The following is a 16,065-nucleotide window of genomic DNA, read 5'->3' on the forward strand; positions in this document are numbered from 1 at the left end:
CAACGTGAATAACCGCTTGCGTCCGTTGATGTTTCCTTTATTTAATGTACTGCTGAACGGATTTAATTTTTTCTTCCACATTGCAGCGAGCTGGTATCTTACCGGACAAGCTTATGGTCAGGCGAACGCGCTGCTGGCCCTCTTTGCACTGTTGTCCGTTTTGGGCTTATCGATTCAGCTATTAACCGCCAAGCTGGTCTCCAAGGGAGACCACAAGCTTCCGCTACGCAGTCTACCGCTGGGTTCTCTCTTGCTAAAAGCTCCTTTGTTACTCACTGTGCTTGCCATAGTCATTCTGGTGGTCTTCCATCCGTTGCTGCGCTCGCTATTAGGCGTCGAATCCGGCCCGTTGTTCATGCTGTATGGCTTGGTAGGGCTGCATATTCTCGTGAGCTCGTGCCGCGGAGATTTGCAGGGCAGGGAACGCATGCTGGCGCTCAATGTGAACTACTATATTGAGGTTTTAGGGAAGCTGGGCCTGTTTTTTGTTTTGGCTGCATTGGGATTAAAGCTGGAAGCCCTGCTGCTGGCAAGCTGTGGGGGAATGTTGCTGTCGCTGCTTCACGGCTGGATCGTTTCGGCTCGAGGCTTATCTTTATTTAGTAATCGTGGAGAACGTGTGCCTTCCGGGCTATGGAAATCACTAGGTCAGGATTTTACGGATAGTCTCATAACGAACTTATTTATTTTGTTCTGCATCTCCATTGACATGTTGTATGTGCAGCATTATTTCCCGGAACAAGCCAGCAGTTATGCCATTGCGCTGAAGTACAGCCAGTTAGTCTATTACGTTTCGTATAGTCTGATCGCTGCATTTATTCCAAAGCTCGGTGCGCATGGTCATGACCGTCAAGCCTTGGGGAAGCTGATCGCCGTTTATGGTGGATTAATGGCTGTGGCAGCCATCTGTGTGTATGTAGGTACGACCTTTGTGTTCCCATCATCGATTCCTGTATTGTTCGGATCTTCCTATCAGTCGGCAGAAGCTTTTATTCCATGGGGAGGATGGGTGTACTGGCTGTTTTCCATCGTACTGTTCTTTGTTCATATGCATGTATTGGTGGGCAGACGCAAATCTATGTTCAGCTTGATCGCAGGAGCGGCGGCTTTACTGGCAGCCTTTCATATGGCCCACAACAAGCCTTCCGACTTTTTACTGTCTGAGTTGGTGGTGTATGGCGCCATGTCTCTTTACTTTGTGGTAGATGCCTATTTCTATTTGTTCAAAATAAAGATAAGGGGAGATTCACCTCATGAATACAATACATGAACAGGACGGCAAAACCGTAGTTCTATTGCTATCCTGGCGTGACATTCGTTCACCTAAAAGCGGAGGAGCAGAAGTTTTCACCCATGAGATGCTAAAACGCTCACAGCAAGGCCGCTTTCATTTCATTCATTTTTCGCCCCAATTTGAGGGATTGCCTGAGCATGAAATCATAGACGGAATTACGTATATCCGAAAAGGAAATATATACAGCGTTATTTATTTTGCCATGCGTTATTACCGGGCTCATCGCAAGCATATTGATTATGTCATTAATCAGGCGAATACGCACCAGTTCTTTACCCGTTTTTGGGTCGAGGCATCTAAACGAATCTTTTTTATACATCAGCTAACAAGGGAGATATGGTATCAAAATGCCAGATTTCCACTAAATTTTGTCGGATTTCATCTGGAGCCGTTGATGCTCAAGCTGGCCCGCAAGGATCGTACACTCACCGTTTCCCCGTCTACCCGGTATGATTTGCTTAAGCTGGGCTTTCATCCGGATCGTGTTCATCTCTTGCCGGAAGGCATTGAGTTTGAACACTGGCCGCGTGAACAATTTTTAGCGAAGGAGTCCAGTCCGACCTTTATGTATGCCGGGCGCTTTGTGAAATATAAAGGGATTGATCTGGTCGTTGAAGCCTTTGGACGACTCAAGAAAAAATTCCCGCAGGCTATATTGTGGATTGTCGGAAAAACCGATAAAACGTATGTGGCAGAACAACTAGTGCCGATTATGAAACGGTATGGATTGACTTACGGAGAACCGGATGAGCAAGGGCAATCCCAAGCTGATATTACCTTTTTCGGATTCGTTTCAGCAGAGCATAAGCTGGAGCTGATGAGCCGTGCCCACGCGCTTGTATTCCCATCCCTGCGTGAAGGCTGGGGCTTGACGATTACCGAAGCAGCAGCTGTTGGAACCCCCAGCATTGTCAGCAATTCACCCGGCTTGGTGGATGCGACGGATTTTGGGAAAAGCGGATATCTGTGCTTTCACGGTGACATCCGTGGCTTGGCTGAACAGATGGAAAGAGCAGCAAAGGGCGGCGAAGATTACCTGGCGATTCGCGAGCGGGCATATCAGTATGCGTTAAGATTTCATTTTGATCATACCGCAGCTGCGTTTGAGCAGTTGATGAAAGATTGGACAAAGGAGGCGGAACAGAGTGGACAAAGTGGTCATTCTCTTCTCCACATACAACAATGAGCGGACAATAGAGCCATGTTTGCGAAGCTGTATGGGGCAAAATTACAAGGACTTGCATATCGTGATTGCCGATGATGGCTCGGATGACCGGACTGTGGAGGTGATTCGTACGCTGTCGGCAGGAAGCTCAGTACCTGTCACGGTATTGGAGCTTCCCCACGGGGAGCGTGGAGTCGCGAGAGTCAAGGCAGTCGAAGAGGCAAATCGTTTGGGTGCCGAATACATACTTGTATTGGATTCCGATATGATTTTAGCGGAGCATTTGATCCAGCAGAGCATCGACTTTTTTGACGATCATCAGGACATTGGCGCCTTGGTTATTCCTGAGGAGGCGTATTCGGAAGCGGACAATTTTTATTCCAAAGTGAAGGTCTTCGAGCGCAATGTGATTAACAACGCGGGTGAAACCTTGGGAAAACGCTCCATAGAAGCGGCACGCTTCTGGCGAATGAGCGCTTACGAATCGACAGGCGGCTTTAATGCGGAGCAGATTGCTTTCGAAGAAATACAGCCGACCTTACGCTATATAGAGTCTGGCGGAGTCATTCGCCGGGCGGTATTTACACGGGTATATCATGATGAAAAAAAGGTATACCTGCAAGATGTATTGCGTAAAAAAGCCTACTATTTCTCGGTGATGGATCGTACAATGTCATCCGAAGAGGGGGGCTTGCGAAAGGCACTGGAGCGCTGGTACTTCTTCCGTCCGGTGCTGTATACATGGGGAAATTTGAAAAGCTATATTCGTCACCCGCTGTTGACGGTGGGCATGTTGTGGATGTATACATGTCTGACTGTGATTGGGGTTGCCGCCGTATTAAAGGGCGGCAACCGTCACTCAGGCGATCTCGCTAAGGCGGATAAGGCGTAAGGATGAATGGCCCACAGTCAGCGTATCCAGCGTATACAGGTCGGGATCGGAAGATTCCGACTCCCCATACGGTATATACAATGAATGCGCCGTTAACTGAATACCTTCACGGTCAGGATGACGAAGTGAGCTGCCGACAGGATACAGCTCAGCGAGCGCAGCGTGTACAGCAGTTACGATATGCTGATCATCAAGCAGCACATAAGGCCGATACGGAGCATTCAGAATGCTGTCTATAAATACCGACAAGCCATGAGCCACATTTTGATCTGCATATTGGCTGCTTCGATTGAGCTGGGCCTGATCCAGTGCCTCATACAGTATCTTTTTCAGACTATCGTCATCCAGCTCCAGTGGTTTTGTCAAAAAGCGGAACACGCCGACTTGATTAATTGCCGATAAAATGGACTGCGTATGCAGGTGACCTGACAAAATGATCCGTACGATATGCGGATAGTCCTTCTTGATCATACGAAGGAACGTAATCCCGTCCAGACCAGGCATGAGCAGATCGGATACCACTACATCAATGGGGTGCTGTTTCAGCACCTGTAATGCTTCTTTGGGTGTGTTAGCGGTATGTAAGGTGAATGCTTCTTGCGTTAATGTCCGTTCTAGCAGGGACAGAACCATAGGGCTGTCGTCAACAAATAGAATGTTTTGGGGTGTCATAGCAACTGCGCAACTCCATTCATGAAGTAAGAAATGAGGAACTACATGTATAATATCAGCGTTTTGGCATTTTTAAAAGATGTCAATGCAGAACGGGCGTTGCGGATTTTTTGTGAACGGTTCGATTCGGCTGAACATGCGCTCTGGGAAAAAGGCATGCGTCTGCTTCATCAGTATCATGCTGTGCGACATACGGGTGTAACCCTGACCGTCTCCAGTGCACTTCAGCACATGGATAATCGTCATGATATTTATGTGGTTGATCTTCGGGAGTATGGCGAAGAAGAGCTGGATGGCTTATATATCGCAAAAACATGCGAATTGATTTTGCTGACGGACGAAGCACCGGAAACCGCTGCGAGGTTTGCCGCACTCCAGCGCCGGACTCCCCGGCTGCTGTGTGCACGGCTACCGCTGGTCAGCTATGAGCTGGAATGTCTGATGCAGGCTATTTTGGGCCGTCTTGAACAAAATGGAGGGGACAGGGGAGCATGAAGCAATGGGCTTTATTGAAACCGGGTTGGCAAAAGCTGATCCTGTACCTGATCGTTCTGTGCGTGACTGTGTTCTTGGCTGCCGTGCTTCAATGGTTTGTCATACGGCAATTCAGCAGTCACTTGGCAGAAATTCAAAATGATCAGCTCCAGCATGAGGTGCAGGAACTGTCCGCCAGTATAACCGAGCGTTATACTGCATGGCAGGCTGAACTAAAGGAGCTGTCGTCCAGTCTGGGCAGAGATATGCTGAATCAGGGAAAACGCCAATACCCCGAGGGGTTTAAGCGGGAAACCGGGTCCTTTTATGTGCTGGATGAACAGTATCATGTCATTGCCGGGCAAGACAATCGTGAGATGAAAAGCGCGGTTCAACAGGTTAAATGGCTGCAAAATGGCTGTGCCATAAGCCCCTTTGTAACAGAGGATCATCAGCCTGCCCAGTATATGGTATGCAGGATTCAAGGGGCGCAGATGGGCGGCTTCATGGTGCGTACGGTTGATGCTGATATGCTTAGTGGAATTATTAAAAGTAAACCGGTCAATCAGCACGAGGTTTTGTTTTATAATAATCAATTTAAGGTTGTAGCCTCCCGCAATACACCCGATATCAACCGAACGGATATTACGAACGCAACCCGCAGGCTATTGGAGGGCAATACAGGCGTCGTTGAAGATGGCGGAGAGAAACATGGAATAGGGTTCAGCCGCATCGGGGAAGAGGCGCTTTACATATCGGTTGAAGATACCGGTCAGGACATTGCAGAGCGCATCAGCTCTTTTCGCAAAAAGTTGTTGATGGTCATGGCTCTCATATTGCTTATGCTGTGGGCCATGCTCATACAGTTCCGCAAACGGATTGTGAAGGATGCCATCGTCAATAGTCAGGTGCGTGACCAGCGGCGGGATGAGGATATGCGACAGCAGCAGGACACCTATTATTTACCGTTAATGCAGACGATTGAGCAGCGGCTGCAGGAGCTGCAAGGGCAGACTGCTCGTCTGACAGGCGGTGATGATTTGAAGCTGCTGGGCTTCTATCATGATCTGGCCAACCGCTTTGAAGCGGCTTCCAGCCAGGGAAAAGGAGCATCTCATGAGGAGCTGGAGTACTTCCGGGAGTTGAATGAGAACTTCATTCAGGGTCGTCTCAGACAGGAGTCCTCACTGGGAGAACTGCTGACGGGAGTACGTACTCTGCGCGATGAGCTGGAAGAAAAGATGCATGACAATAGTGGAATTAGCTTCACCGATATGAATGAGGTATTGTCCGAGTCGTTGAAATGGGCGAACCGTTCATTGAACATGAAGAACATTCAAGTCATCTTGCGGCAAGAGCCTGTTCCATCGATTGCAGCACAAGCGCCGATGCTGTACAAAACAATTCAGGGGCTGCTGGAAAATGCAGTACAGGCCATGGGTCAAGGTGGAGAGCCGGTAGAGAATCAGGAGCGAAGTCGGACAGGGTTTCGATCCAAGCGCAAGTCTCATATGCTCAAGGTGAGTTCACGGCTTGAAGAAGGAGAAATTATTATTCTTATTGAAGACACGGGCGGCGGGATTGATGATAAAATGCGCTGGAGCTATTTCCAGCCGGATTATTCCCAAAGCTCGCAGGAGCATACGTTCAGCCTGTATCATATGGATGCATACCTGAAGACGATAGGCGGTCGTTTAAAGCTGCGGAATACGGATCAAGGCTTGCAGGCCATTGTTCAATTGAGAAGATAGCCCAAAAATAAACGACAGATCAACGAGAAATTCAAGAGAGGGGGCTGAGCATGAAAAAATGGGTATTTCGCTATCGCTATGATATGGCGGCAATGATATTGATGCTGATGGCCATTGTTACATATCTTGCTCCCATTTATGGACCAGGGCAAATTGTGTTTAGCGACATTGCCTTTGGAGCCACCTCTCATCGATATCTGGAAGAAATAACAGGAGTATGGAACGAACGCTGGTCTACCTCGACCTTGTTCAATGCTCCACGTATCCTGTATATTTTGCCTTTCTATGTACTTTCACTGTTATTTGACGAGAGCGGGCCGGTCTTGCTGAAATCTTTTATCACGGGTCTGTTATTTATTTCGGCGTTCTCGATGTATGCCTTTGCCAAACGGCTGGTCAGTGTGTATTATTCACCGAGCTTTACGAAAACCCGTATTTTCGCTATTACGGCTGGTTCGCTGTTTTATGCGCTGAATCCATGGGTTATTTTCCGAATACAGCATATTTATTTGCTCTGTGGATATAGTTTGTTTCCGTTAATGCTGAGATTCTTTTTCAGTGCGGTTGATCCTAAATTTCAAATTCAACAAATTAAGAACTATCATCCACATAAGCTGTATCAACGGAACTGGATCGACCTGTTTCTGCTGGCTGCGGTATTCACCGTTAGTGCCGCGGCCATTCATTATTTTTTCTTCGGCATGATTTATTTGGGCTTGTTCACCATGCTGCTATTGATCAAGCTGACCTGGACCCACCGTAAGGCTGGTCGCACCTATCTACAGCCGTTATACGGCAATTTTTTGCGTAAAGGGATTATTTTTGGCGTATTTTTTGGACTACTCAGCTTTTATTGGTTGTCCCTGTATGTCGGCAGCATGCTGATGGGCGCTCAAGCGTCTCAGCATAATATCAACGTCGTGGATACGTTGTCTCTGTTTAGCCGTAATAGCAGTTTAACTAATGTCGGTTATCTATTGAGCTATTGGTGGCCTATGTTTTCCTTTTCCTCACTGCCTGTCTTATTTTATGTCGGAGGAGGATTTTTGCTGCTATTGATCGGTTATGCGATGGTAACCCGTTCACATAAAAATCCGATCATTCTGATTTTTTCATTGCTTACGGTGATGTTTCTGGTTGCAGCTACCGGGACGACGTTTCCATCCATTGCCAAGTGGTTTGTCATTTTGGTTACGAAGACTCCTGTGATTGGCTCGGTTTTCCGTGATCCCAACAAATTTATTGGTCTGCTCTCTCTTAATTTTGGGGTGTTGCTGACCTTTGGTGTGATTCAGTTTATGGAGTGGTTCGGATCGTCGCCATTGCAGCGTGCATATAAAAAGCTGGCATTGGTTATCGTCGTCTTGTGTCTGGGGGTGTATTTTGCTCCCCTACGTACTCAGTTCATTGAGGGATATTACAAGCCGGTTCAAGTGCCATCGGATTATGCCCAAATGGCTGAAAAGCTGACAGATCCGAATCGTTTTGACAGCAAGGCCTTGTACTTTCCCATTGCCGACAATATGATTCAAAGCTATAACGGAGTGGCCACGCCCAAATGGAATAAAGGGAAGACTGCAACCGAGAAGGCAACTGGAGATTTCCAGGTATATTCTTCTCCCAAAAATACCATCTTCCATCATGAGGGAAATGACCCCGGGATTACGTACTATTTGAATTTTCTGCAATATGTTATGGACAATGGGCTGAGCTCCCGGTTAGGGTCGCTGTTCTCTACCTTCGGCGTGAACCAGTTGGTCTATCATGATGAATATGTGGGACAGGAGAAGCGTCAGGATTTTCACCTTTCCCAGTTGGAAGGCCAGACTGGATTGAAGCGTACCTACAAAAACGGGCTCTTTTCCATATTTAATCTGGATCAGGCACCGCCTTATATGAACATTCTGGCTAGTAAAATTGTGACACCTTACGGGTTTAGCCGATTGGAGAGCTACAGTCATCTGCCTGGCTTTGATTTTAGCCGCTTCGGGGTGCTGTTCAGTACGTTAAAGCCTGAGTTGAACACGATTCAGACGGTCAACAAGGGGGATTATGTGGAAGCGGCCTCCTTTAATGATTTGCTGTTGTCTCAGCTTCCGGCAGCGGATTACTTGAAGCCTTTTGATGCGATTGAGGACGGCAATGCCTTTTTGAAATGGTCCAAAACCTTTGCCTCGACCAATGAATGGCTGTGGTATTTATCCTCCCAAAATATACGGAACTTTCCGTTTGATATGGAAATGGATGCAGGGATTGCAGTCACCTTTGCCAGTAAGAAGCTGGATGTGGCCCCTTATCAGATGAGCAGCATCGAAGGGAAAACAGTCGTGGATTTTGACTCTATGCTGAAGACGGAAACCTTTTTCAAGGCGGATAATCCGCAGCTGTTCAGTGTACAGGCTAATCCCCGTGAGGAACTGAATGATGTACCTACTCTGCATGGTGAGATTATGAAGGGGGACCCGAGTAATATATGGCAGGTCGCCAGATCCGGGCTGCTGGAAGCCAAGGAAAATAATCCGTATCAGTTCCAAATTACCGTTTCCGGGCGCGGGACGAACAAAATGCATGTAAAAATGAGGTTTTACGATAAGCAAATGCGCGAGCTGGGGGTTAGCTATGTTGTGGCGCCTTCAGAGGGATATAATTTTGACGGTGTAAAATTTTACGGGGAATATGTGTCGCCGCCTGGAAGCTATTGGATGCGAATGGATTTGCTAACCCTGCAACGTCCACAGCAAAAAAACTACTGGTGGATTCATGATATCCAGCTACGTGATTTGGGGCAATACAGCAAGCCCAACTCGTTTACAATGCATAAAAAGCTGGATCAACCGCAAACCTCGAAAGTGTATGCCAGAGTGTTTATGAATAAGGCAGGCGGGAAATTGCAAGTCGCACTGCCGGACAAAGTGGTTAACATAAAGACCCAGGATGAGGGCTTGAACCAATTCCAATGGGTCGATCTGGGAGAGCATGCCTTCCCCAAAGGAGATACTCCGATTACGGTTACTAACCTGCAGGGCTTTAATGCGGTCAATCAATTTGCCATTGTACCTATAGATCAGTTGGATAAGCTGGTTTTTCCGGTTGAGCAGGCGTTGAAGCGGGGCAAGCTTTTTTTCACCTTGGAGGCAGAAAACGATTTTAACATTAAAGGGAATGTGCAGACGGAGCGTGCCCTGCCACGGCTCAGTATGGGACGGGGAATCAGCTTTCAGAAAGGTTCATTGAGCAGGGATGTGGAAATTGCCAAAGCAGGCACTTATTCCACCGCTATTTTGGCTGATTTACCCTCCGGATATCATGGGGCGCTGACAATGAAATGGACGAATCAAGAGACCGGAGAGGTACTGACAAGAACGGTTCGTACAGGTGAGGTGTATAAGCGGTTGCCCACCACCTCTTTATCCGAAAATCAGGTTATTGAAACGTTGCCGAATCAGGATGGTTTCTCCAAGCAAATTATTCATGTCCCTGGTCTCCTGAAGGATTATGGACGGGTAGAATTCAGAAATCTGTTCTTACCCAAAGGGAAGTACCGCTTAACACTTGTACTGGACAGTCAGGTGCCGTCATTGAGCAGTTTTGGAGATATTCATCGGATGGTTGGACAGGAAGTGACGGTGATGCCTGAGGAGGACACCACGGAATCCTTAAGCACCGCTGTAGGCTGTGTAGCGGATATTCGGCCCGGCCAGACGAATCTGTCTTTGTCAGGCGATGGGCTATCCATTCGTTATGCCCCAAGCTATTCCTGTGACTGGAATATATATGCGTCCCGGAAAATGAAGGCTGAGCCACTGCAGGAGTATGCGGTACAGTTGGATGCGCGGTCAGAGCAAATTGGAAGTCGGCATATGAAGGTCATTTTCTTGAATAAAGCCTCTCAAATTCTCCAAACCTCATATATTGACGAGGTCGAGGAGAGAGATAAGGAGCAATGGAATCATTATGATCAGATTGTGAAGGCTCCGGAAGGAACCGCCTTTATGCAGTTTCAGATTTTGGCACATTCGCATAAGAAGCAGTCAGGCTTGTTTCAAATGAAGAACTATTCCATCATTCCTTATCGAGCGATGATTACAGTGGATCAATTCACGTTGTTTGAGGGAACAGATATGGATACCTTTTTTATAGCACCATATGCTTCGGAAAGTATTCAGGCTACTCGTGAAAATTCCATGGAACGCAGCTTTACGCTATATAACCCATCGCATCAGCAGGTGCTGATCCGGGAGACCGAGTCACCCAACCCGCTATGGGAGTTTAGGCTGGGAAACGAAAATCAGCGTGCTCGTCTTTCTGTAAATGGCGTGACTACCGGATTCATTACGAGTGGCAATGGAAAGGGGAAAGTTATCGTTATTCTGGCTTCCGCCTATCGTTTCGGCTGGGTAATGTTCTCCATCGGGATACTCGGTGGAGCAGCTTGTTTTCTTCCTTATCGGCGATGGAAAAAGCGAAAGCTTCCATAAGAAGCAAGCTGCTCAGGGGGGAACTGGTAGCATGATACGGCTACATCTCGTATTTGTAGCCTCTGCCCCAGACAGTGCGGATATGCTGAGGATTTTTAGGGTCACGTTCTATTTTTTTGCGAAGGCTGGAAATATGTACGTCGATGGTACGATCCAGATAAGCGCCATCTCCGCCTTTGATCCGATCCATCAGCTCGCTGCGGGTAAAGACTTTTCCTGGATTGGAGGACATCTCTTTTATAATGGAAAATTCGATTTGAGTAACTTCAATTTCCTGGTCATCGACTAACAGGCTATGACGGTAATCATTCACCCAAACTCTTACCTTTTTAATCTTTGGGGTTACCGTTTGCGATTCAGTGGGCATGTTGCTGCCACTGCGGCGCAGCAGGGCTTTGATGCGGGCATTCAACTCTCTCAGACTGAAGGGCTGGCATAAAAAGTCATCCGCTCCGTCATCCAGAGCCTTTATCCTAATATTCAACAAGGTGTTATTAGAGATGACTAGCATAGGAACTGTTGTAAATTGACGGATTTGGCCGATCAGTCCACATTCGACCTTACCGGAAAACATCAGATCGGTCACAATGATATCAGGCTTAAAACGCATAAGTGTAGGAATGGCAAGCTTACAATCATAGATAATCTCGGTGAGATAACCTTCCTCCTGAAGATGTAAAGCAATCATATCTGCCAAACTTTTTTGATCTTCAATGATAAATATTTTTATGGGCATAACTCACATCTCCTGTATAGACAATAGCGTTGCATAAGTATGTATTTTTCACAATAATACATACTTATGTATTCGGCAGAAATGCGAAAAACGAACAGTCTTAATTAGAAGAAAAAAATTTAATTTAGAGAAAGAAGGTTGCGTCTTTGCGAATGATCTTATTATCCGGGGGTTCGGGTAAACGTCTTTGGCCCTTATCCAATGTGAACCGTCCCAAGCAGTTTCTTTCCATCCTGCGTCATGACGAACGACCCGAAAGCATGCTGCAACGAATATGGCGACAATTAGATGAAGCGAATTTGGCTGATGAGGCCTATTTTTCAACAAGTGGGACTCAGGCCGAGCTGATTCGGGGGCAAATTGGCGAAGATGCAGTGGTCATAGAAGAACCGACTCAGAGGGATACCTTCCCAGCCATTTCACTGGCTACAGCCTACTTGCATGACGTTGCAGGTGCTTCACGCGACGAAATCGTAGGCGTCATGCCGGTGGACGGATATGCGGGAGATGAATTTTTTGAGCATCTGCGCAGACTTCCTTCTATATTAGAGCAGTCGGGGAGTGATATCGCACTGATGGGAGCGGCTCCGACCGAGCCCTCAGATAAATACGGGTACATTGTGCCTTCGTCATCCCCTTCGTTTGCCCAGCCATTTTATAGAGTTAGCTCATTTGTAGAAAAACCTGATCTTATCCGTTCGGAAGCGTTGATCCGTGAAGGAGCCTTATGGAATTGCGGGGTGTTTGCTTTCAGGCTAGGTTTTTTGTTGGATATACTGGAGCAAAAGGGTTTACCAGCAGACTATAAATCTCTTTCGACAAATTATGCAGACTTGCCCAAAACCAGCTTTGATATTGCGGTAGTAGAACATACACGCAAGCTCTCCGTGCTTCCGTACCATGGAGAGTGGAGGGATTTGGGAACCTGGGATTCGTTGGTGCGGGAAATGAGCTCAGAGCTGAGCGGCCCCGGCTATATTTCAGAAGCTTCACATGACTCGCATATTATCAATGAACTGGAGATTCCGGTCAGCATCTGGAATGTTCCGGGCATTATCGTCGTTGCCGGGCCGGATGGCGTGCTGGTTACGGATCGACAATCTTCTACAGGCATTAAGGATATGGTGGCCGAAATTGAAATCGGTCCGCGCTTTGAAGAGCGCTTCTGGGGAAAGCAAACTGTGTTATCCCATCAACAGTCAGCAAGTGGTTTGCAGACAGTGACCAAACGAGTTGTTATTTCGGCTGGAAGATTTATCAGCTATCATGAGCATCAGTTCCGTAAAGAAGTTTGGACCATCGTCTCAGGCACCGGAAGCGTGTGTATCAATGGCGTGACACAGACAGTCAGTCCTGGTGAGGTTATCGTCGTAGAGCCTGGTGCGAAGCATTTTATAGGCGCAATAGAGGAAGATCTGGAATTTATCGAGTCACAAATCGGGCATATCGTATCAGAAACGGATATTAGCCGATATGAATTTCCCGACCCGCTGGACACTCATTCCCTATAAAGTGCTTACAAATAAGACTTGGATGTAGATGAACGAGGTATGAGAGGGGAGTACAGGAGGGGCCAGGACCTATTTTTTGTGAGTGGATGATTTGTATGTTTTCCCCAGAAAAAGGTATCCATGCGCCAGGCGCGTGAATACCTTTTTTTTGCATGAACAGCTTGTTCGTATATCGCATTGCGTAACGAAGCACGAGGCTTATTGAATAAGCTTTTTGGAAATCAGCCACTCTTTTACAGCATCCGTACTGAGGTCTCTTTCAGGTGTCCATTCTATTTTATCAACCAGCTTGCCCTGTCTGAATTCTGCAATCGTAGGAGTGTATTTAACGTTGTAATCCGCTTTGAATTTATTCCATTGGGGTTTGTCCTTATGAATTTTATGAACGTTCAAAAATGTAATTTTCGAGCCCAGATTGTAATCCTCGATCATTTTGTTAAATTTCGGCTCAAAGCGGTTGCAGTCACCGCAGCTGGGTCTGCCGACATAGATGAACACACTTTGATCCTGCTGGATCAGTTTCTTGAAACCATCCATAGTAACCGCATTCAAATGGTCATATATTTCGGGATAATTGCTTTTGCTCGCTTGAATCTCTTTGTCTTTCTGTTGAATCACTTGCTCCAGGCCCTGAAATTTGAATACGGCAGAAATCGCAATAGCAATAAGAAGCAATACAATGACACTTAATCCGGCGATATATGCTTTTTTCACAGAAATCCTCCTTTTTTTACAATCTAACGCATAGTATAAATGATATTTCCATTTTTGACTGTAACACTTGTCTCACTATGTAAGAAAAAAAGGGATCATGTCGCAAAAGCGAAAAAAATGGCTGTTTGGGATAAATCTTATTTTTTGAGTAGGATCGACTGGGGAACTGGAGGTGGACGCTCCGCGAACGGACCGTTGTTCCAATCGCTGTTGTACCCGGATTTTTTCTATTCCCCTTAGCGGTGAAAATCCGGGTACAAAGGCGAACACTAACGCTTTTCCACAATCGTTCCGTCCTCTCCGCTGCTTTAAGTGGAAAAAGTTCTGTACATTCCTTCTAAAAGCAAAAACGAAAAACAGCGATTCTCCAACCGGAGAATCGCTGTTTTTCAGTCTTGTTATGATTTTTAAAATAACAAGGAGCGTCTATTTCGTAGAAAATTCCACTTAGGGTACAACCCCTTTTGTTAGACCACTACAGTCAACAAGTAATCTTCGCGTTTTACTTCAGATTCCATCGTGGTCAGTACATCCAGATATTGTGCAGAATTGGTTACAATAACTGGTGTAGCTGTTGGATAGCCTGCAGCTTTAATTTGCTCGATATCAAATTCCAGCAGCAGCTGTCCTTGCTTCACCACATCGCCTTCTTTTACGCGCTTGTCAAAAAATTGCCCTTTCAGCTTCACTGTATTGACACCCACATGGATCAAAATTTCTGCTCCGTCATTGGATGTAATACCGATAGCATGTCCGGTTGGGAATACCGTCGTAATCGTTCCGTTTACAGGAGATGTCAGTACACCTTCTGTCGGGTCAATTAGAATTCCTTTCCCCATGGCCCCTGAGGCAAAAGCAACATCAGAGGATTGATCCAAAGGCAATACTTTACCTTGCAAAGGACTTACGATAATTTCCTTCTCGATTGCAGCTTCTTTTTTCTCTGGTGCTGTTGCTGTCTTGGCTGTTTCTTCTTTTGGATCATCAAAGCCCAAGATCATAACCAGCAAGGCTGCAAGCCCAAAGGCAACGAGCAAGCCGATGACAAGCCACAAGAAACCAGTTCCAAAATAAGTAGGCAAAGCCAGCAAACTAGGCAGGGAGAAGGATTTTGCAGTCGCTCCGCCGGAAGCGATAATAGCCCCCCCAATACCGCCGGAAATACAAGCATAGATAAATGGCTTTTTCAATTTCAATGTTACGCCATAAATGGTTGGTTCTGTAATCCCAAATACAGCCGCCAGCGTGGAGGAGCCTGCCAAAGCCTTCATTTGAGTGTTGCGGGATTTCAGGAATACCCCCAATGTTGCACCAGCTTGAGAAAGTACGGCTGCTGTAAGCATCGGAAGCATCGTATCATAACCCAATGTTGAAATATTAGACAGCATAATAGGAACGAAGCCCCAATGCACACCGAAAATAACAAATACTTGCCAGAACGCCCCGGCAACCGCACCAGCGATCAATGGGCTTAAATTGTATACCCATGTAAAACCGCTTGCCAAGCCTTGGCTGACCAGGTTCCCTACGGGACCAAAGGCCAAAAACGTCAATGGAACAACGACCAACAGTGAAAGCATCGGTACGATGATGTTTTTAACCGATTGATGAACAAAGGAATTAAACCAGCGTTCCACATAAGATTGCACCCACACCGCCAGAATAATGGGAATGACGCTGGAGCTGTATTTAATCAGAATGATTGGAATGCCGAGAAAAGCCAGTTTGGCCGGATTGTCCACCGCTGTAATAACAGCCGGGTAGACGAGTGCTCCGGCAACTGCGACTGATACAAAGGCATTTGTTTTAAATTTACGGGACGATGTAATAGCTAGAAATACGGGCAAGAAATAAAATACGCTGTCCGAAGCTGCGTTTAGGATCAGATACGTACCGCTTTTATCATTAATCCAATGGAGTGACAGAATTAATGCCAGAATCCCTTTGAGCAAACCTGCTCCGGCAAGAGCGCCCAAGAGAGGAGAGAATATGCTGGAAATGATGTCAACCGCTTTACCAAGAAAATTCGTTTTTTCGGAAGATTCTTCCTTTTTCGCATTTGGATTCTCCGCATCCTGCAAATTTGTTTCTGCCATCATGTGTTCAAATACTTGACCTACATTGTTGCCGATAACAACCTGAAATTGACCACTGCTTTCCACTACAGTAATGACACCTGGGGTTGCTTCCAGTGCAGCTTTATCCGCTTTGGTACGATCTTTTAATTTAAATCTCAAGCGTGTAGCGCAGTGGAATACCGAATTGACATTCTCTTCGCCACCAACGAGGGTCACTATTTTTTTGGATAGCTCTTTATCGCTCATGTTCAGAACTCCTTATGGGTTATTCTTTGCTATGGATAGGACTTTCTGTTTACC

Annotated in this window: 11 protein-coding genes; 7 read left to right on the forward strand and 4 right to left on the reverse strand. The window is 46.5% G+C overall.

The annotated features are described in order from the left end of the window. Positions 1-4: 4 nt before the first annotated feature. Genes B4V02_RS05685 through B4V02_RS05695 form a run of 3 tightly spaced genes read left to right on the forward strand, consistent with a single transcriptional unit; the run spans position 5 to position 3,351 of the window. Positions 5-1,270, forward strand: a complete 1,266-nt coding sequence (locus B4V02_RS05685) for a polysaccharide biosynthesis protein (RefSeq protein ID WP_094154061.1) — start codon at positions 5-7, stop codon at positions 1,268-1,270. Further along, entirely contained in the window at positions 1,254-2,480 is a 1,227-nt protein-coding gene (locus B4V02_RS05690; RefSeq protein WP_094154062.1) for a glycosyltransferase family 4 protein, read from the forward strand. Before B4V02_RS05685 ends, B4V02_RS05690 begins: the two co-directional genes overlap by 17 nt. Next, a complete protein-coding gene (locus tag B4V02_RS05695) occupies positions 2,440-3,351 on the forward strand; it encodes a glycosyltransferase family A protein (RefSeq protein ID WP_094154063.1) in 912 nt (303 codons plus the stop codon). The genes B4V02_RS05690 and B4V02_RS05695 overlap by 41 nt, the downstream gene beginning before the upstream one ends. On the opposite strand, the gene B4V02_RS05700 is transcribed toward B4V02_RS05695, so the two are convergent. Beyond that, positions 3,319-4,023 carry a response regulator gene (locus tag B4V02_RS05700; RefSeq protein WP_094154064.1) on the reverse strand — a complete coding sequence of 235 codons (705 nt, stop codon included), beginning with the start codon at positions 4,021-4,023 and terminating at the stop codon, positions 3,319-3,321. The genes B4V02_RS05695 and B4V02_RS05700 overlap by 33 nt on opposite strands. A gap of 45 nt (positions 4,024-4,068) precedes the next feature. Between B4V02_RS05700 and B4V02_RS05705 the strand changes: the two genes are divergently transcribed. The 3 genes from B4V02_RS05705 to B4V02_RS05715 are packed head-to-tail and all read left to right on the forward strand — an operon-like array spanning position 4,069 to position 10,726. Then, the gene (locus B4V02_RS05705) at positions 4,069-4,518 is read left to right on the forward strand and encodes a hypothetical protein (RefSeq protein ID WP_094154065.1); all 450 of its coding nucleotides are present in this window, start codon (positions 4,069-4,071) and stop codon (positions 4,516-4,518) included. Then, positions 4,515-6,248 (forward strand): ATP-binding protein, encoded by a 1,734-nt coding sequence (locus tag B4V02_RS05710; protein ID WP_094154066.1) that lies wholly within the window; start codon positions 4,515-4,517, stop codon positions 6,246-6,248. Before B4V02_RS05705 ends, B4V02_RS05710 begins: the two co-directional genes overlap by 4 nt. A gap of 50 nt (positions 6,249-6,298) precedes the next feature. After that, the gene (locus tag B4V02_RS05715; RefSeq protein WP_094154067.1) at positions 6,299-10,726 is read left to right on the forward strand and encodes an MATE family efflux transporter; all 4,428 of its coding nucleotides are present in this window, start codon (positions 6,299-6,301) and stop codon (positions 10,724-10,726) included. A gap of 40 nt (positions 10,727-10,766) precedes the next feature. Here the strand turns inward: B4V02_RS05715 and B4V02_RS05720 are convergent, their stop codons facing one another. Beyond that, complete coding sequence (locus B4V02_RS05720; protein ID WP_094154068.1) at positions 10,767-11,462, reverse strand: response regulator transcription factor; 696 nt, start codon at positions 11,460-11,462, stop codon at positions 10,767-10,769. Between the two features lie 152 nt (positions 11,463-11,614). On the opposite strand from B4V02_RS05720, the gene B4V02_RS05725 reads away from it, so the two are divergent. Further along, complete coding sequence (locus B4V02_RS05725) at positions 11,615-12,973, forward strand: sugar phosphate nucleotidyltransferase (protein ID WP_094154069.1); 1,359 nt, start codon at positions 11,615-11,617, stop codon at positions 12,971-12,973. Positions 12,974-13,171: 198 nt separating this feature from the next. Here B4V02_RS05725 and B4V02_RS05730 read toward each other — a convergent pair whose 3' ends face one another. Both B4V02_RS05730 and B4V02_RS05735 read right to left on the reverse strand, forming a co-directional pair. Continuing rightward, entirely contained in the window at positions 13,172-13,687 is a 516-nt protein-coding gene (locus tag B4V02_RS05730; protein ID WP_094154070.1) for a thioredoxin family protein, read from the reverse strand. Positions 13,688-14,154: 467 nt separating this feature from the next. Beyond that, positions 14,155-16,011: a beta-glucoside-specific PTS transporter subunit IIABC gene (locus B4V02_RS05735; RefSeq protein WP_094154071.1), complete on the reverse strand. Its 1,857-nt coding sequence runs from the start codon at positions 16,009-16,011 to the stop codon at positions 14,155-14,157. Positions 16,012-16,065: the final 54 nt, after the last annotated feature.

Source organism: Paenibacillus kribbensis (assembly GCF_002240415.1).
Taxonomy (GTDB): Bacteria; Bacillota; Bacilli; order Paenibacillales; family Paenibacillaceae; genus Paenibacillus; species Paenibacillus kribbensis.

Bases quoted from the DNA above. Each gene is read 5' to 3' on its own strand.
- B4V02_RS05690 (WP_094154062.1), top strand. From the start codon at position 1,254: ATGAATACAATACATGAACAGGACGGCAAAACCGTAGTTCTATTGCTA.
- B4V02_RS05700 (WP_094154064.1), bottom strand. From the start codon at position 4,023: ATGACACCCCAAAACATTCTATTTGTTGACGACAGCCCTATGGTTCTG.
- B4V02_RS05705 (WP_094154065.1), top strand. From the start codon at position 4,069: ATGTATAATATCAGCGTTTTGGCATTTTTAAAAGATGTCAATGCAGAA.
- B4V02_RS05710 (WP_094154066.1), top strand. From the start codon at position 4,515: ATGAAGCAATGGGCTTTATTGAAACCGGGTTGGCAAAAGCTGATCCTG.
- B4V02_RS05715 (WP_094154067.1), top strand. From the start codon at position 6,299: ATGAAAAAATGGGTATTTCGCTATCGCTATGATATGGCGGCAATGATA.
- B4V02_RS05720 (WP_094154068.1), bottom strand. From the start codon at position 11,462: ATGCCCATAAAAATATTTATCATTGAAGATCAAAAAAGTTTGGCAGAT.
- B4V02_RS05725 (WP_094154069.1), top strand. From the start codon at position 11,615: ATGATCTTATTATCCGGGGGTTCGGGTAAACGTCTTTGGCCCTTATCC.
- B4V02_RS05735 (WP_094154071.1), bottom strand. From the start codon at position 16,011: ATGAGCGATAAAGAGCTATCCAAAAAAATAGTGACCCTCGTTGGTGGC.